13 protein-coding genes are annotated in these 16,565 nt (G+C 57.4%); 10 read left to right on the top strand and 3 right to left on the bottom strand.

Going from position 1 to position 16,565, the window contains the following annotated elements:
- Positions 1-273 precede the first annotated feature (273 nt).
- The 6 genes from CVM73_RS30815 to CVM73_RS30785 all read left to right on the top strand — a co-directional run bounded on the left by CVM73_RS30815 (position 274) and on the right by CVM73_RS30785 (position 10,848).
- Positions 274-1,020, top strand: coding sequence for a hypothetical protein (locus tag CVM73_RS30815; protein WP_146006680.1), 747 nt, complete (start codon positions 274-276; stop codon positions 1,018-1,020).
- 203 nt (positions 1,021-1,223) lie between these two features.
- Positions 1,224-2,537 (top strand): aspartate aminotransferase family protein, encoded by a 1,314-nt coding sequence (locus CVM73_RS30810; RefSeq protein ID WP_245452472.1) that lies wholly within the window; start codon positions 1,224-1,226, stop codon positions 2,535-2,537.
- A 636-nt stretch (positions 2,538-3,173) separates the two neighbouring features.
- Positions 3,174-4,466 carry an 8-amino-7-oxononanoate synthase family protein gene (locus CVM73_RS30805; RefSeq protein ID WP_245452471.1) on the top strand — a complete coding sequence of 431 codons (1,293 nt, stop codon included), beginning with the start codon at positions 3,174-3,176 and terminating at the stop codon, positions 4,464-4,466.
- A 128-nt stretch (positions 4,467-4,594) separates the two neighbouring features.
- Positions 4,595-5,398, top strand: a complete 804-nt coding sequence (locus CVM73_RS30800; RefSeq protein WP_347338473.1) for an SDR family NAD(P)-dependent oxidoreductase — start codon at positions 4,595-4,597, stop codon at positions 5,396-5,398.
- 957 nt (positions 5,399-6,355) lie between these two features.
- Entirely contained in the window at positions 6,356-8,827 is a 2,472-nt protein-coding gene (locus CVM73_RS30790) for a CaiB/BaiF CoA transferase family protein (protein ID WP_100235538.1), read from the top strand.
- A 677-nt stretch (positions 8,828-9,504) separates the two neighbouring features.
- Positions 9,505-10,848 (top strand): LLM class flavin-dependent oxidoreductase, encoded by a 1,344-nt coding sequence (locus CVM73_RS30785; RefSeq protein WP_100235537.1) that lies wholly within the window; start codon positions 9,505-9,507, stop codon positions 10,846-10,848.
- A 171-nt stretch (positions 10,849-11,019) separates the two neighbouring features.
- Here CVM73_RS30785 and CVM73_RS30780 read toward each other — a convergent pair whose 3' ends face one another.
- Positions 11,020-11,301, bottom strand: coding sequence for a helix-turn-helix domain-containing protein (locus CVM73_RS30780; protein ID WP_100235536.1), 282 nt, complete (start codon positions 11,299-11,301; stop codon positions 11,020-11,022).
- A gap of 643 nt (positions 11,302-11,944) precedes the next feature.
- Here CVM73_RS30780 and CVM73_RS30775 point away from each other — a divergent pair.
- From CVM73_RS30775 to CVM73_RS30770, 3 genes are all read left to right on the top strand, one after another.
- A complete protein-coding gene (locus CVM73_RS30775; RefSeq protein WP_100235535.1) occupies positions 11,945-12,217 on the top strand; it encodes a DNA -binding domain-containing protein in 273 nt (90 codons plus the stop codon).
- 118 nt (positions 12,218-12,335) lie between these two features.
- Complete coding sequence (locus tag CVM73_RS41835) at positions 12,336-12,575, top strand: transcriptional regulator domain-containing protein (RefSeq protein WP_430641324.1); 240 nt, start codon at positions 12,336-12,338, stop codon at positions 12,573-12,575.
- Positions 12,576-12,621: 46 nt separating this feature from the next.
- The gene (locus tag CVM73_RS30770; RefSeq protein WP_100235548.1) at positions 12,622-13,161 is read left to right on the top strand and encodes a DUF2285 domain-containing protein; all 540 of its coding nucleotides are present in this window, start codon (positions 12,622-12,624) and stop codon (positions 13,159-13,161) included.
- A gap of 253 nt (positions 13,162-13,414) precedes the next feature.
- Here the strand turns inward: CVM73_RS30770 and CVM73_RS30765 are convergent, their stop codons facing one another.
- Together CVM73_RS30765 and CVM73_RS30760 are read right to left on the bottom strand one after the other, a co-directional pair.
- Positions 13,415-14,323, bottom strand: a complete 909-nt coding sequence (locus tag CVM73_RS30765; protein ID WP_167407151.1) for a LysR family transcriptional regulator — start codon at positions 14,321-14,323, stop codon at positions 13,415-13,417.
- A 161-nt stretch (positions 14,324-14,484) separates the two neighbouring features.
- Complete coding sequence (locus tag CVM73_RS30760; RefSeq protein ID WP_100235533.1) at positions 14,485-14,766, bottom strand: helix-turn-helix domain-containing protein; 282 nt, start codon at positions 14,764-14,766, stop codon at positions 14,485-14,487.
- Here CVM73_RS30760 and CVM73_RS39410 point away from each other — a divergent pair.
- Positions 14,765-15,259, top strand: a complete 495-nt coding sequence (locus CVM73_RS39410) for a hypothetical protein (protein WP_146006679.1) — start codon at positions 14,765-14,767, stop codon at positions 15,257-15,259. The genes CVM73_RS30760 and CVM73_RS39410 overlap by 2 nt on opposite strands.
- Positions 15,260-16,565: the final 1,306 nt, after the last annotated feature.

Below are 16,565 nucleotides of genomic sequence, written 5' to 3'. Positions count from 1 at the left end.
GGCGCCGCCGCTCTACCGATGTGATCACCTCCGCCCTCGAAATCGTCATAGCGCTTCTCCTAGGATTACCCCTAGGACCTGCAGCGATCGCGTTCGTCAAACAAGGCGGCACTCAATGGAGGGATACTGCTTGTCCAATTGAGTGGATTAGCAGCCGCAAGAATCCATCGTCGCCAACCGAAGTAGGTAGTAGCGCGGTTCGCGGCCGACGCTGTACGCTGACGGTTCCGTGTAGCCATTGATATGGCTCAACAGGACAGGACAAGCGCAGCCATGAAAAGCGTAGTCAACATACTGAACGTCTCACGCTTTATTCGGATATATGATGATCTAGCTGCGCAGAAAGGCATCAAGCTTTCGGTCGGATTCGATTTTGATAAGTATGTCACCATTACGAGTGCTCTTCCGACTAAGAAGCGGACATACCCAAATTTCCGGCCAGATCGATCGCCGATCAAGCCGGGGCAGGGTTATTGGATGATAGGTCTCGACAAGCATAACGATGTGGCATTGGTGGAGGCCGCGCGGTTGTACGATCTGCAGGATAGCAACTTTGCATCGAATCTTGAGTCCTTGAGGGCGTTCTATGCCGACCCTGCAATGCATGCTCATCCTCAAGATCGCTGCAGGTGTACCGCACCGACGGCGAGGGAGATTACTGGAAAGGTCGCTTATCACGGGGATTTTTGGTTACGCAAAGATTTCAGAGGGCAGGGCATGCCTGAGATCATGGCTGCAGTTTTACGTGGTATTTCGTTCGCGATGTGGAAGCCGGACTTCGTGGTCGGACTGGCAGAGCGCTGGCTGCTGTCCAAAGGTGTTCTGGCGCAATACGGACATGCGCACTACGAGGAAGGTGGGTCGGTGCTGCATCTCGTTGAAGAGAACATCATGGACGACGATTTGCTTGTTTGGTTGACCTCGGAGGAACTGCAACGACTTGTCTATCATCATGAGAAGAATGAATTGAGCGCCTCTCCGCGAGATCCCTCGCCAAGTGCCGAAAGGCAAGCCATCTAGCTAGCTGGCCGCTGTGTGACCAAAGTGCGCCGACCGGTCGAGCAGACGTTCAATGTCGCAAGAAGAATATGGGCTTCTTGAGACAACAGGCTCACAGGCAATCGCGCCGACATCAAGGACGGTTAGCGACCGGATAACCTGCGCCAGCGATCACACAAAGCAGAGCACGACGGCGACCGCTGCATGGTAGAATGGGAGCTTCAATGGTTGGACGAGGATCTAAGGAGAGGTTTGCGCGCGCGCTACTCGTATTCCCTGATGGAACGTCACGAGCAAGTATCGAGCGGGACCCGGTTCCTCGCTATGTCGCGCGCGGAAACGGCAGCTATCTTATCGATGTCGATGGTAATCAGTTTCTCGACCTGAACGCAAATTTTACGACGCTGATCCACGGGCATGCGTTTGAACCAGTGGTGGAGGCGTTAGCCCATCAGCTGCATCTAGGAACTTGCTTCGCATATCCGACAGAAACGGAGATCGCCCTCGCTGAACTGCTTTGCGAACGCATTCCGCGCGTTGAGCGTGTTCGCTTCGTCAATACCGGCACTGAAGCGGTGCTTTTTGCGATCAAGGCCGCTCGGGCGTTCACAGGTCGTTCGAAGATCGCAAAGCTGGAAGGGGCATATCATGGCGCCTACGATTGGGCCGAGGTAAGTCTTGCAGCGACGCCGGACAATTGGGGCAGTCCGAGTGGTCCCAGGTCGACGCCGTCCTATCGTGGAATGCCCGCGAGCGTGCTGGATGAAGTCATTGTGATGCGGTTCAATGACGCCGATGCCGCGCGCCGATTGCTATCTTTGCACGGTAGGGATCTTGCCGCTGTCATCATAGATCCAATGCCAAGCCGCGCGGGACTAATTCCACCAAAACCGGATTTCATGGCGGCAGTCCAAGAGACCGCTCGTATGAACGGCGTCCTGGTAATTGCTGACGAGGTGCTGAATCTTAGGCAGAGCTTCGAGGGAGCGTCGGCCCTGTATGGTCTCGTTCCGGACCTCATCACGATGGGGAAGATCATCGGGGGCGGCCTGCCGATTGGAGCAATCGGTGGTCGGCACGAGGTCATGGAAGTATTTGATGCCTCGGCCGGTCGACCACTGCTCCCTCAAGGCGGTACATTTTCCGCCAATCCTCTCTCCATAACGGCCGGACTTGCAGCGATGCGGCATTTAGACCATGCGGCCCTCGCACACCTTGAAGACCTTGGGAACATTGTCCGGAATGGGATTGCGCGAGCTATCTCAAAAAGCGGAGCGCCGTTCTGCGTCACGGGAGCCGCTTCACTCTTTCGCGTTCATCCGATGTCCCAAGAACCGAACGATAATCGTGAAGCATATCCAACGCCGAACGCATCGAAATCGATGAAGCAGCTCGTGAACTTCTTTGCAGAGAACGGCATCATTCTGCCTCATGGAGGTGCCGCCTCGATCTCAACGCCGATGAATCGCACCGACGCGGAACTCGTGGTCGAAGTCTTCTCAGGCTTTCTCGACAGTCATCGAGCTTGCTGGACGTGATAGTGGCACAAACGTGACAACAAACTCTCTAGGGCGGCGTTTGACCTAATCGAGGTCTTGGGTTTGGTGTGATCGTAATGGAATTTGCGCGAGCAGGGCGGGCGAGCATATGAAATTGAATGCGGAGAGGCCGCCTCAGCTCGATCGGACGCGATGCAGCATAAGCCCGCAACGCCGCTTGTGTCACCCCGCCGATCGCGGTTTGCGATCGGTTCGGTGCATGATTCTCAAAGACTGGAACTGCAAGACGATGGATGTGGCGCTTGTCAGCACTCGCAAGAGCGCCGGCTTACTATTGCGGACATCCCCGTTTTCAAACGGCTTTGGAGCTGTCATTGAAGGCGCTGGTTACCAGTGAGGCCGGTCGAAGATTGATCCGCAGATCTTCGTCGAAGGTAGCCAAAGTGTAGCGCGGAACTGTGGAGGCGAGGTCGACAGGACATCGCCCAAACCTGCGCTCGTCATAATGTACCGCCCATTTGATCTAGTAGCTGTCAACGCGAAAGACATGGTGTTAGTTCGTTTGCGCGAATAAAAGCCGATCAGGCTGTTCCTCAAGATAAGTAGACTCGCGCCGAATTCGTCAGGCCGTGCGTGGTGCCAATCAGCCGCTTGACAGATGGAATGGAGAACGGAATGGGACAGCAGCGCGCCGCTTCGGATCATGGTCGTCCGAGCGAACACTTTCGCAACACCGCTTATATGATCAACAAGAGCAGGCCATATTTTGATGCAGCTCACAGCGCCGGTCTCATGGCTGTACAAGGACGTTCAACGATTGGACGCGCCTTTGCGTTAGGCGTCGGTCCACTCGGCGGCCGACCGCAGGTCATTGATTTCGTGCGGTGTTCGTATTTGGGGCTGGATAATCATCCGACAATCGTGGCTGCCGCGATCGACGCCATCGAGGCGCATGGATCGCTGCACTGGTCATGCGCACGAACACGGCTTAATTTCGATCTTCTGGCTGAGCTCGAAGCAGCTCTGTCGGAGATGTTCAGTGCGCGGGTTATCGCGTTTTCAACGGTCATGCTCGCCAATCTGGGGGCGATGCCCATTCTTGCTTCTGGCCTTCTGACGGAAGGCAAAAAGCCACTTGTCGTGTTCGATCGCATCGCGCATGTGTCGCTCGCATATCATAAGCCGGTGGTTGCCGATGAAACGGCAGTGGAAACGATCGAACACAATGATATTGACGCTCTGGAACGCCTGTGCCGCGAACAGAGAGTAGTTGCCTATGTATGCGACGGCGTCTATTCGATGGGAGGAACCGCGCCCATCAAGGAGCTTCGTGAGCTCCAGGAGCGTTATGGACTCTTTCTTTACATTGACGATGCTCACGGCATTTCGCTGTTTGGGCGCCAGGGCGAAGGGTTTGCACGCACTCAATTCCCCGAAATGTTGGGGGACCGTACAATCATAGCAGCCTCGCTGGCCAAGGGCTTCGGCGCTTCGGGGGGCATGTTGATGCTGGGAACGGCCGAGCAGGAAGCATTGTTCCGGCGATACGCGATCCCTTATGCATTTTCGGTCGCCCCCAACTTGGCAGCGGTTGGCGCCGCGCTTGCCTCTTGCAAGATACATCGATCGGCAGAGCTTGCCGAACGGCAGATGCGGCTGTCACAACGCATCAAGGTCTTTGATCGTCGCGTCGAAACTCCCGAGCAAGGCAATTCGCTTCCAATCAGAATGGTTGCTGTTGGATCGGAAGCGAAGGCGATTGCACTCGCCCGAGAACTCCTCGATGCAGGCTTTTATACCTCTGTGATTTTCTTTCCGACCGTGGCACAAGGAAAGTCAGGCATTCGGGTGTGCATTACGGCCGATCATGAGGTTGACGACATAGAACGGCTGTGTGGGTGTATTCTGGAGAAAGTGCCTGAGGCCATGATTGAGCCCGACAAGGCACCAGCGCCTGTGGCGCAGTGAGAACGATCCCTAGCCCAGAGCAGAACAGCCGCAACTGGAGAATTCTGCGGCCGAGCGTTTGCCGTGGGACACCTTGTTCCACTGTGAAGGTCCCAGCGGCTCACCGACCGGTTCCAAGTACACTCGCTATGATCGGCGCAACAATGCCAATGGGAAGACCGAAGACGACTGAAAGTGATCCGTCCTCTGCACTCGTCACCGGAGGAGCACGCGGGATCGGACTTGAGATCGTACGTCGGTTCTTGAACGATGGCTATCGAGTGGCCTTTGTGGCGACAAAGGCGAACCACGTGCAGCGTGCGCTGGAGAGCCTTAGAGCTCCAGAAGATCGGCTTGGTGCGGGGGTGGTCGACGTCACTCAGCAAAATGAGGTGGAGCGATTTGTTGACCAGATCCGCAGACGTTGGGGTGAAATTACTGTTCTGGTGAACAATGCGGGCATCTCGCCAAAGCGTGTAGACCAGGAGGTACCGTGGCTTTCGCAAATGTCGCGAGAGGAATGGGCGCGCGTCATCGATGTAAATCTCAGCGGTCCGTTCTCCCTCATACGTCTCCTCGCGCCATCCATGATTGCAAAGCGCTATGGACGCATCATCAATATCGGCTCGCTCGCGGGCCGTGCCGTGCCGCTCATCGCCGGTCCGCATTACGCTGCGTCGAAAGCGGGACTGATCGGGTTAACCCGGGCTGCTGCACGGGATCTCGCGCCACATGGAGTTACCGTCAACTGTATTGCCCCGGGGCGGATTCTCAGTGAGCTCACTGGGCCAGCAGAGGCCGCGGTCAATCGCTCCGCCCTCAGCCGTATTCCAATCGGTCGTTTCGGAACGGCCGAGGAGGTAGCACACCTCACCTCCTTTTTGGCCTCGCCGATGGCGGGCTTTATTACTGGAGCGACGATCGACATCACGGGGGGCGAATTCGGCGCCTAACCGAGGGCTTTTGTCGTTCTTTGTCGTTTGACGCACTCGTCTGGTATCAACCAGCTTCGGTCGACTGGGATCAGCCGACTAAGTCGTTCGGCGAACGTGCAAGCGACGACCTAGCAGTGCTCGAGAGTTCAAATCGCAGGGCGGCCGTGCGACGCATTTCAAGATCGCTGAGGACCGGAGGCGCTGCGATCGAGGCTGCTGAAAATTGCGTGCTTGAGCGGAGGCCGAAGAAGAAAGGCCGCAGGTCGGTCGCTTGCAATTCCAAGGACGCGTCAACAGAAAAACGTACTGCTGCTGCACCGAATCAGCGCTCTTCCGATTAGAAGAGAAGGATGACACCGGATGGTGAACATGTCGGGGTTCCGGCATTTTGCGCTATATCAGACGGAATGCGCCACACCTGCGCCCGCATACAAGTCTGACCCGGCGAGGCGGGCTCGGGAGGAGCTGAGGTTGCAAAACCTGCAGGTCGCGTGTCTCCAGGTCCGTAGGCATTTGCAATTTGCGGAGCAAGTTGCGAAGAAAGTAAGCGAACTCGGGTGAGAGCGCTTCATTCTGCGCCGATGTCTCGGGCGTGAATAGGCGCCCCGCACTTGTCCGCGTCGAAGTACGAGACCAGGCCAGGCGGATCAAGTCCGCTGCCTCGCAGGACGTATACGCCTGTAGTAGCGCTTTCGCTGGCCAGGACCAGCTGTCCGATTAAAGCGATCCCGTCCCTTGTCACGCCGAGCCGGACTTTGCTCGAATCCAATCCAGACCGGCACGGTCCTTGCTGGATCTCCGGAACTTTCTGCTAGCAGCAGGTGCGTTGAGGCTCAGCGCAAGGCAAGCAGGTGACATCGGAAACATGCGTGGTGCAGCCCGTGCATCACTACCTTTGCGTGGAAAGCGCCTGTATCAGGCCCTCCTGAGGGGTGTAGCGATTGTCGGCAGGCGGAGAAGCTCCGGAGCATCCTTATGGCTGAAAAAGCGCAACCTTCCAGCGAGGCATTGTCGCAGCTGCGGGTCCTCGAGATTGGTAGCTCAGCTGCAACGAGCTATTGTGCGCGGCTGTTTGCCGATTTTGGTGCCGAGGTTTGGAAGGTCGAGCCCCCGGCCGGCGATCCACTTCGTTCCAGCGTTCCGCTGACTCCAGGTGGCCAAAGCGCGTGGTTCGCGTTCCTGAACTTCAACAAATCAAGTATTGTCATCGATCCGGCGGACCCAGAGGCGGTCAAGCGGGTCACACTCTTGATTGACGATTGCGACATTCTGATCGATGGCCGCGATATCGATGGTGCCAGCTGCCCGCCCATTGATGTCGCCGCAATCCGACAACGACAGCCAAGGCTAATCTACCTCGAGGCGAGCTGGTTCGGCCGCGAGGGGCCCTATGCCGAATTTGCTGCGAGCGACACGACCGTTCGCGCCCTTGCCGGTCTCATCAAGCTGGTTGGGCCAGTCGAAGGGCCTCCTTTGCACGCGCCGGATTTCCAGACCGGTATCCTGGCGGGTTTATGGGGCTTTATCGCTGCTGCCTCGTCAGTGGTTGCGCGAATGCAGAATAGAGCAGGTCGATCGTACTCGCTCAGTATCTTCGAAGCGTGTATCACGCTTAGCGAGTATCAGCTATTTGAAGCATTTCAGCGCGGCGACATGATGCGCCGGATCGGCATCAATCGCTTCTGGCCAAACTTTCCAGTCGGCATCTATGAAACAAAAAAAGGCTGGCTCGGCGTCACGACAATAACCCCGCCCCAGTGGCGTGCGTTCTGCGACATGCTCGGCCTTCCTCGATTGCGTGATGATCCAGCTCTGGTCCTCGGCGCCGACCGTCTGAACCATATGGAGCAGATCGAACGACTGCTCATCCCAAGGCTTAGGAAGCGGACCGCGCAGCAGTGGTTTGCCGAGGGACTAAAGCGCAAGATCCCGATTGTACCGGTGCCAGAGATGTCCGATCTTCTCCAGGATAAAGAGAAGATCGAGCGTGGTGCAATCGTGCCCATTCTGCTCGGCAAGGAAAGCGCGCTCACAGCGGGCTCGATGCAGCGGCTGACATTGACACCGCCACGCCGGGGTGGAAGGGTTCCGTGTCCCGGCGAGCGGCAGGCTTTCACGAATAGCAGACCGAAGCCCACCAGTGGAGCGTCGCTAGTCTTCGATTCCGGCAGCCCGGCCGAACAGCCTTTGCTGGGAACTCGCGTCATCGACTTTTCCATGGGCTGGGCTGGCCCATTGTGTACGCGGACCCTTGCCGACCTCGGTGCGGACGTGATCAAAATCGAGGCGATCCAGTACCCGGACTGGTGGCGCGGTGTCGATCGCCGGCCGGGTTACGTAAACCGTCAGATGTACGAGAAGACGCTGCGCTTCTGCATGATGAATCGCAATAAGCGCGCCATCACGCTCGATCTGACCAGACCCGAGGGCCTCACCCTTGCTAAGCGCCTGATAGCGGGCGCCGATATTGTTGTCGACAATTATTCGGTCGATGTGCTGCCAAAGCTTGGGCTTGGTTACGACGTGTTGAGAATGTTCAACCCGCGCCTCGTGGTGATGTCGATGTCAGCCTTTGGCAAGAACAGCGCTTTTCGCGATTGCCGGGCATACGGCTCGACTCTGGAGCAGGGCTCGGGGTTGCCCAGCGTGGTCGGAAGTGCCAATGGGCCGCCGGTAATGAGCCACGTTGCGTTCGGGGATGCTATAGGTGGTCTGAATGGCTGCGCTGCAGTTCTTGTTGCACTAATTCACGCGCGCGAGACTGGGCAGGGGCAGTTTATCGATCTCGCGCAGATCGAATGCATGATGCCGCTTGCTGCTCCATGGATCATTATCCAATCACTTTGTGGTACGTCGACAAGGTACGGCAATCGGCATCCTCAGTTTGTGCCGCACGGCTTGTTCCGGTGTGCCGGAGAAGACTGCTGGATCGCCGTGGCTGCCACCGATGCGGGTATGTGGCAGAGGCTTGCGAGCGTGATCGGCCGATCAGACTGGGCTGCTGACTCCTCGCTGAAGCTCGCGGAACGTCGCCGTTCGATCGAGGATACAATCGAGGGAGCCATCGAAGCCTGGACGCGCAGGCGTGATGCAGATCAGGTAATGGCAGAGCTGCAGGGCGCCAGGGTTGCGGCCGGAGTGGTCCGCCTTCCAATTGACCTGCTGCAAGATTGGCACCTAAGGTCGCGTGGATTTTTCCAAGAGATCGAACGTTCGTTCATCGGGACGCACCTGCAGCCGTCAATTCCGATTCGCGAAGACGCAGGGCCCCACTCAATTCGTCGAGCGGCGCCTACCCTAGGAGAACATAACAACGAAATCCTGGCAGACTTGCTCGGGCTCGGCGAGGTCGAAATTGCAGAGCTCGCCAGCAAGGGCATCATCGGCACGAGAATGCTCTCCGAAGTAGAGCTGAAAGGACGGTGCTCTCGAGAGCCTTCGACCTAATAGCCCATGTTTAGGCGTGGACGCTCGCAGCGAACGATGGACTCGTCATTGCCCTTGACGGCGCAGGAGTAGCAACGCACGTCGGCCCATCTCGGTAGGAGACCTTCTATCTCACACTATGTGACGTTGCGTGTTTCGCTGTTGCCTTCCTGCATTGCGATGAAGAAGTCTCGATTGTGTGACGGCGGCGCAGTTGCACTCGCATTTAGATCAATGACCCATTGATGCACCACGCGCGCGCTACGCATTTGCGTGATTCGCGACGTCCACTCATGACACAGTGTCACCTGGAAGACAGACCGACGGTTAAAGAAGACAAACGCCCGCCTTCGTGCCAGCGTCCATCCGGTCGGCTTGGATGTAAGTCAACTACCAGCGCTCGTCATTGATCTGAATAGCTGAGCATGTCACATATAGGTTCTAGCGTCGCTGGAGAGGCGAGCTCGGTATGTAATATCAATCGTGCGGCCGCCGCCATGGGCTTGGATCGAAGGCACGGCGCGACACTCGCAGCCTGTTTCTCGGACGGCCTTCGTTCTATGCACTGAGTGGCACATGTTGGTCTCAAGTGCTCTGGAGCAAAGGACTTCACTTGTGTTCTTTAGGTGCGAAGAGTGTTTCTCAACAGTTTGGTCGTTCGCTTGAACACGAGATATTTTTGAGAAGGGGAGTACGGCATGGCGCGCAGTGGTGAAATGGCGCTCGGACTATACGTCCTACAGGCGGGGTATATCGAGGGAGCTTGGCGCGATCCGAGCGTGCCGAAGACGGGCGGAGTCGATATCGAGCATTATGCACACCTTACGGCACTTGCCGAAGGCGCGGCATTTCACTTCGTGTTTCTTCCAGACAGCCCAAGTGTCGTCGAACGAGATCATGCAGACATAGCGCGTGCGGGCCGAAACGATACGTTTGAGCCGATCACCCTGTTGTCGGCCCTTTCATCAAAAGCAAACAATATCGGCTTTGTTGCAACAGCGACCACGACATATCACCAGCCTTATCATCTTGCACGTATGATTGCTTCACTTGACCACCTCTCGCACGGACGTGCCGCTTGGAATATCGTGACCTCCGGAAATAAGTTCGAAGGGGCGAATTTTGGCGATGAAGAAATTCCAGAGCATGACGCGCGATATGAGCGAGCTAGAGAGTTCGTAGGCGTCATGAAGGGGCTTTGGGATACATGGGAAGACGACGCTTTCATTCGTGACAAGCAAAGTGGGATCTTCGCCGACACGACGAAACTGCACGTCCTCAATCACCGTGGGACCTATTTCTCGGTCAGAGGCCCACTGAATATCGCACGGCCGCCCCAAGGGTACCCTGTACTGGTTCAGGCCGGCTCATCCGAGGCCGGAGTCAGATTCGCTGCAGAATTCGCCGAAGTTGTATTCACCGCCCAGCCTTTGCTTGAAAGCGGTAAACAGTACTATGCAGATCTAAAGGAGAAGGCTCGCGGGCTTGGGCGCGAAGACGATCAGATATTGGTGATGCCGGGCATTGTCCCGATTGTTGGGAGGACCAAGCAGGAGGCCTCCGATAAGCTTAAGAAACTGCAGTCCTATACACATACAGACGTCATGACGGAGACGGCAGATCGGTGGCTGGGGTTCGTCACCGACCTGCGTGCCGTCGATTTGGACTCGTTAGTTCCGGCCACTTTGCCGGAGACGAAGTTCATTCAGAGCCGCCAGAAGGTGCTCCTCGAGGTAGCTGCACGCCAAGGAATGACCTGGAGGCAGCTGATCCGCTTGATATCGGATTCGCGCGGACATCTAATGGCGGTAGGGACGCCTAATGAGATAGCCGACATCATGATCAATACCTTCGATCAATATGCGGGCGATGGATTCAACCTCATTCCCCCGATCGTTCCGAGCGGGCTCAAAGATTTCGTGGAGCTCGTCGTTCCCGAATTGCGCCGACGCGGTAAGTTTAGGTCGGGAAGCTCCGGGCGGACTCTTAGAGAAAACCTCGGCCTCAAGCGGCCACACAATCAGTCTACGCGAGCAGCATAAGCCATGCTTCGGGCTACTTGGAGGCAAATCGCGCTGCGCGCTGTTTAACCGGAACCGGCATAGCTCGAGCCGGAGGTTCAGAATCGCCGCCGCCGAGTAGAAGCGGGCACGCCAGGCCGCTCCGGCTCGTCTGCGCCCGTGGTTAGCTACAAGCATGGCTCTCTGGAATAGCTACTTCGTATTTCGGCACTGGCGGGCCGGCTTACGTCCTCTAGACATCGGCTTGGGAGGTGTCGAACCCTTGGCCGGCTCAGCGAACAATTCGGAGAAGTGAATACCCAAAGTCGCGGCGATACGGTCCAAAAGATCAATGGTCGGGTTCTCTTTCTTCTGCTCAATGCGCCCCATATATGAGCGGTCGATCCCGGCATCATAGGCCAATTGCTCTTGCGGAATGCCGCGCTCTACGCGGATCCGGCGCACATTCCAGGCCACAAGCGCACGAGCGTTCATGCGCAAAGGCAGCCATTCCGACGATTATGAAACCACTGGTTATAGCCACAGTATTACGATAAGCTCACACCCAAGCACTTGGCTCTCCTGACACGGACTTCTAGAGGGCAGGCCACCGTGAGACGGGAGATGTCGTGGAGTTTGTCGTTTTCGAATGCCATCAACCCATCACAGGCGCGCTCACTGCGCGAGAGCTCGCTACTGGCGGGAGAGCAAAATGTCGCTCAGAGGGAACGCGGCTTTTTCCGGGGGCCGCGACCAAATAGGGCGGCCGTCAGCTGGAGCTCGAAAAGTGAACGAGTTCTTTCCCACTTGGCTACCTTTAGGCCGCGGTCTTTCCCCAGCGTGCGGAAAAACGCCAGGTGTCCATTCCGTTCCGGGAGGGTGAAGAGCAAAGACGGCCTAAGCTGTGCAAATCCGCGATCGGTCGCGGTATGGACTGCGAGTAGAACCCGCGCCGAGCAAAGAGCAAATGCCCAGATTGGAGTCACCAGCTCATCGTGAGCCGATATGCGCTCGTAGTTACGACGAGGGCAAAAATAGCTTGGGACCGCGACGATTGGAGCGGTACCAAAATGGCCCGAAGTCCGTTATCGTTGCTCCGATTTCGATAGATTTTTCAACTTGCTAGGAGCTTCAGGGAGTGCCGGCCGGTCCAAAGATCGCAGATTTGGCGCCCAGCGCGCACGAGCTCACGTCATATGACAAGGAGCACGCTATCACCTATATGCGACTTCTCGATGCCGACGCTGACAAGGCAGATTGGCGCGAAATCGCGCGCATTGTGCTGGGGCTTGACACGACCCTTGAACCGGATCGTGCGCGCCGCACCTTCGAAAGTCATCTGGCTCGGGCCAAGTGGCTAGCGAGCCACGGGTATCGTAATCTGCTCCGAGGTGGTTGGCCCAAGGAATGAACAGTGTGGATCCCAAGATCGGCAGAACTCCTGGCAATCGCAAAAGATGATCGTGGCATCGATTAAGTGCACGCAAAGCGAGCGCACGGTTGGCATGCAACCGTAAAGCGCCACAATCATGGGCTGCAGTTCACCGCGTGTGAATCATGCGGGAAATGGAGAGATGCCGAATACTGACTGGAGATCTGAGGAAGCATACAGCGGCCTCAAAAGCGCAGAAGCGGCTGACCTGGCCTGGGAGTGGCTGCGCCGAGATCGCGACTACCAAGAGGATTATAGGCGGTTATCTCGCCGCGAACGTTCAAGCGCAGCGGCGGGCCAGTTCCGCCGGAAGTGGGGGCTCTCGTTTTCCAGCTGATCCGCAAGAGGCTTTCGACAAGCAAGCAGTCTTCTGGGCGCCCGAGGTGCTGTCGACCGTACTGCCTGTGCGGGCGGCCAACCGTATGGCGCCTAAGAGCTACCAGCTGGACGTCGCCAATCTGCCGGGCAGCGAGGTGCGTCGCGCGCCGGACGGATGGCATGCGATCGTGCCGCTCGGCGGCGCGAACCATCGCCTTTTCCTGAGCAAGCTTCCCGTGGGTGGGTCTGCTGTCATCCTCGATCTGCCGCTCGATGCGAATTTAGAGCTTCGCTTGCAGGCCGCAGGTCGATTTTATCTCGCGCTTGAGCATCGGCCGCTCGGCACGCCTCCTCTTGCTTTGCCGGCTTTGAAGCAGCGGCGGCTGATCTTGGCGCTGCGCGCACTGGATGGATGGCAGGAAGGAAATAGCTATCGCCAAATCGCGCAAGGCCTGTTTGGAAGCCGTCGTATTGCCGAGCGGGGCTGGAAAACAGACGATTTGCGCAGCCGAACCATTCGACTTGTTAAACTGGGGCGGCGCCTCATGCGCCTTCGCTGCCGCGCATTCCTTCACAAGAGCAGACGCAGGAACGACAGTTCATGAGCTCTTGGGCGATCAATGGCACACCTCCGTTCTGTGCAGCCAATTCTGGCATGGCACTATCGCGGATAGGATGAGATCTTTGCGTTCCGATCTATCACGCTGGTGTCTAGATAGCTGCAACAGACAGGCGCAATCTTCGTAAGGGTTCGACGACTCTGCTCGGATTGTTTTCTCGAGTTGAGCGCTCTCGACTTGAATAACGGGCAATGCATGGGTCCCGAGCTGTACCGGACTGTGGGGCGCCTGCTAGGCGTCAGGCAGCCTGCGAAAGTGCAGCCTTCTTGCAAAGCCGAGCCACCCACCGGCAAAAAGAGCGAGCGATCTCGGGATGCTCGCTTCTATCCACAGCATAGGCGCGATATTGCATGCCACTTGGAGCGCGCGAGCCGGGGATGACTTGCAAAGCGCCGCCTCGCACCAGATCACTGACGATGATTTCTGGTGCGACAAGAAGGCATTTTCCTGTCATGACTGCCGGCAGAGCAAGATAGTTGTGATCATAGCGCGCGCCCGCTCGTATGTCGTTTGAGGACAGGTTCATGGCCCTCAGCCATGTGGGCAGGATGTCGGGGCGTGATGTGATGTTCAGTATCGGGGTTGAGCGGACGATCGAGAGCTCTCTGCCCGCGACCAGATTTGGCGGCCCGACGCATACCAGCTCCTCATTGTAGATCTCCCAACTGTCGGCGGGTTCGATGACGGACAGGTCGCGTGTAATCAAAATGTCGAAATCATCCGAAGATGTCGGCGGCGAGAGCGAGCTCACGACGTCCACGATGACGCCGCCCGCTTCAGAAGAGAACGCTTGCAGATTTGGAATCAGAATAGAGAAAGCAAAAGTCGATAGTGATGTGCGAACGACAATCCGATTGGTGCCTGCGGCCGCCCGCCGCCGCATTCTCTTGGCGGTGAAGCCGACTGTCTCGAGTGGTTCAGAGACTGCGTTAGCGAATAACCTTCCGAACTCGGTCAAATCACTGCGCCGCCCACGCCGCTCAATGAGATCCGCACCAAGATAGTCCCGCAGGACGGACAAATAGCGGCTGACCGAGCTCTGCGTCGTTCCCAGGCTGCTGGCGGCGCGCGTGACGCTGCCTTCGCGTGCGACGGTCACAAAAGCGCGGATGGCATTTAAAGGAACTTCATCGTCTTGAGCCGCCATTGTCTGCTCCGGCGCCAGAATGAACATCCATCACATTATTCGATGTCCATAGCGGGATTCCCGCATATGAAGGGTCGGCTGAGCACAAAATCGGCGTGGGAGCGCATAATGCTTGGTCACCGCACAGGATCGGCGTCAACGGCTCGGTGCTGTCAGGGCGGCTAGGTCCTTTTGCGGCGTGTCGGCCTCGGCTTGCGACCTTTAGGTAAGGTCGCGGGTGGCGGCGCACCCTTGGATGGCCGAACAAACAGCTCGGAGACAGCAACGTCGAGCGTCTCGGCAAGGCGATCGAGAAGATCGATTGTCGGGTTCGCCTGTTGGCGCTCGAGACGGCTCATGTAGGAGCGATCAACACCTGCATCATAGGCCAATTGCTCTTGCGGAATACCGCGCTGGACGCGGATCCGGCGCACATTGTAAGCCACAAGCGCACGAGCTCTCATGCGCGAAAGCAGCCATTTCGATGGCGATCAAACCACAGGCTATAACCTACATAAAAACGTCAGCAAATTGGGGGGGATCGAATTATTCGATGAGTGTCATCGAATCGTTCCTCGACGCTACTTGCCGGCCCGCACAGGCGCTGGTATGTCGACCCTCTATCAATTTGCGGCGGCGCAGATGTTGCGGGCGCTGACCGGAGTTCAGCCGTTCCGCTGGCTCGGCAGCCGTTCGATTTCGCTGCCCACCTGCGCGGACGGCATCGAGCCAAAGGCAAGGATGCTCGCTGAGAGGGAGCCGATGGCCCTCCATTCAACGAAATGGAGTGCAGCCGCAAGAATGAGCCGGCCCAAACCATCGAGATTGCAGCGACAGCGTTGCGGAAACGCGCGCGAATTGCCTCAGATGAACCCCGGAGGCCAGATAGTGCCTCGACAGCTGCATATTGCGCGATCGAGCTCCTTTGGGAAAAGGTTCGACTCTGGACGAGATTGATGGCCTCGACCAGAGCCAAAGGCCCTACGCCATACAGAACGCACCAGCCGGTCATTGCGTCGGCCTCCGAGCCGCCGTTGCTCCAGTCTCGAGACTTGCAAACGTCGCGTTGAAAACGACCTGCTTCGCGCCGCAAAAAACATGGTCTGATCGATACTGGAATTGAGCCCGTGATCGCGACTGAAGTCTCGCTGACTGGCCGGCGCAGCTGTCTGCTCCTTACGAGCGCGGTGCTTTTCGTCGGCCGATGTGGATTGAGCAGCTGCCGGCCTCGCAGGCAGCAAGTGAGGCTTCGAAATCGGGTTCGCCCTGACCGAGTGTGATCACGTCCGCGCCTTGTTCGCGTAGCTCGGCGGCTCGCGCCGTCATGGCCTCGGCTTCGGAGAGACGGACAAGGCCTCGAGCCGTAATGAGAGACAATCGGAGCAGCTGAAGTCTGAGGCAGGATTGTTGACGGCTTCTACTCGTTTGCAAAATTGCGAACAGGACGGATATTCGGGTTTGTTGAATGAAATGATCGCAGGTTGCGGTGCCTTGCGTCGCATCGCCGAAGACGACGGCGCGTTTCGCGGCCGCGCCTCACCAGCGGAGCAATACCCTCGGCGCTTCGTGCGTTGGGTGCCGCGCAGACGCGTGAATTCTCTTGTCCAAATCGAACGATCAACAGGACTCGAAACGCTTTCAGGAGCACGACGACAATTGCGCGGCGCCCCTCTTAAGAAAGCAGCGCCAAGGCTCGCTCGCTGCGGCCCGTCGTCCGTTGTCAATCGACCTCGGCGACGCTGTTTAGGTCCACAGTGTTTAGCTGCGCAGACCGACGACATATTGCAGGGGCCGCCATCTGCTTATTGGAGACCTGTCATCCAGCTGTAGCCAATTGGTCCAAGGTCCCCTGCTTGCGCAAAGAGTTTCATGCCAGCGAGGAAGTGATGCGCGCCGCCAGCGGCTGGGTCCAGCCGGCCTCCTGGTCAGAACCTGGAGTAAAGCCTTAGCTCCATCGAGGCGATCGGCGGCATCTGTTTCGATACGGGGGCAACGGTTTTCGAAATCGATAGGGCATCACGGATCCCTGGTAAACCCGGCTGGACAGCAAAGTAATCGAAGTATCAGTTTGTGGTGCAGGAACCGCTAGCGCGATGGCAAGCATTGACAGTTTCAAAGCCTCCCCGATCCGCAGCACCGTCTGCAGTGCCCGGCGAATGGTTCCATCGTCATCGACCAGAACACGTATCCACGGTCCACGGGGCTTTGGCTCGAGTCCGATCTAAATCGTCGCTCGCCTCTAATCCTGTCTGCTAGGGGACAG

It is taken from the genome of Bradyrhizobium forestalis (assembly GCF_002795245.1).
GTDB lineage: Bacteria > Pseudomonadota > Alphaproteobacteria > Rhizobiales > Xanthobacteraceae > Bradyrhizobium > Bradyrhizobium forestalis.
The sequence above is the reverse complement of the archived record's forward strand: the minus strand, read 5'-3'. Positions and strand labels throughout refer to the sequence as shown.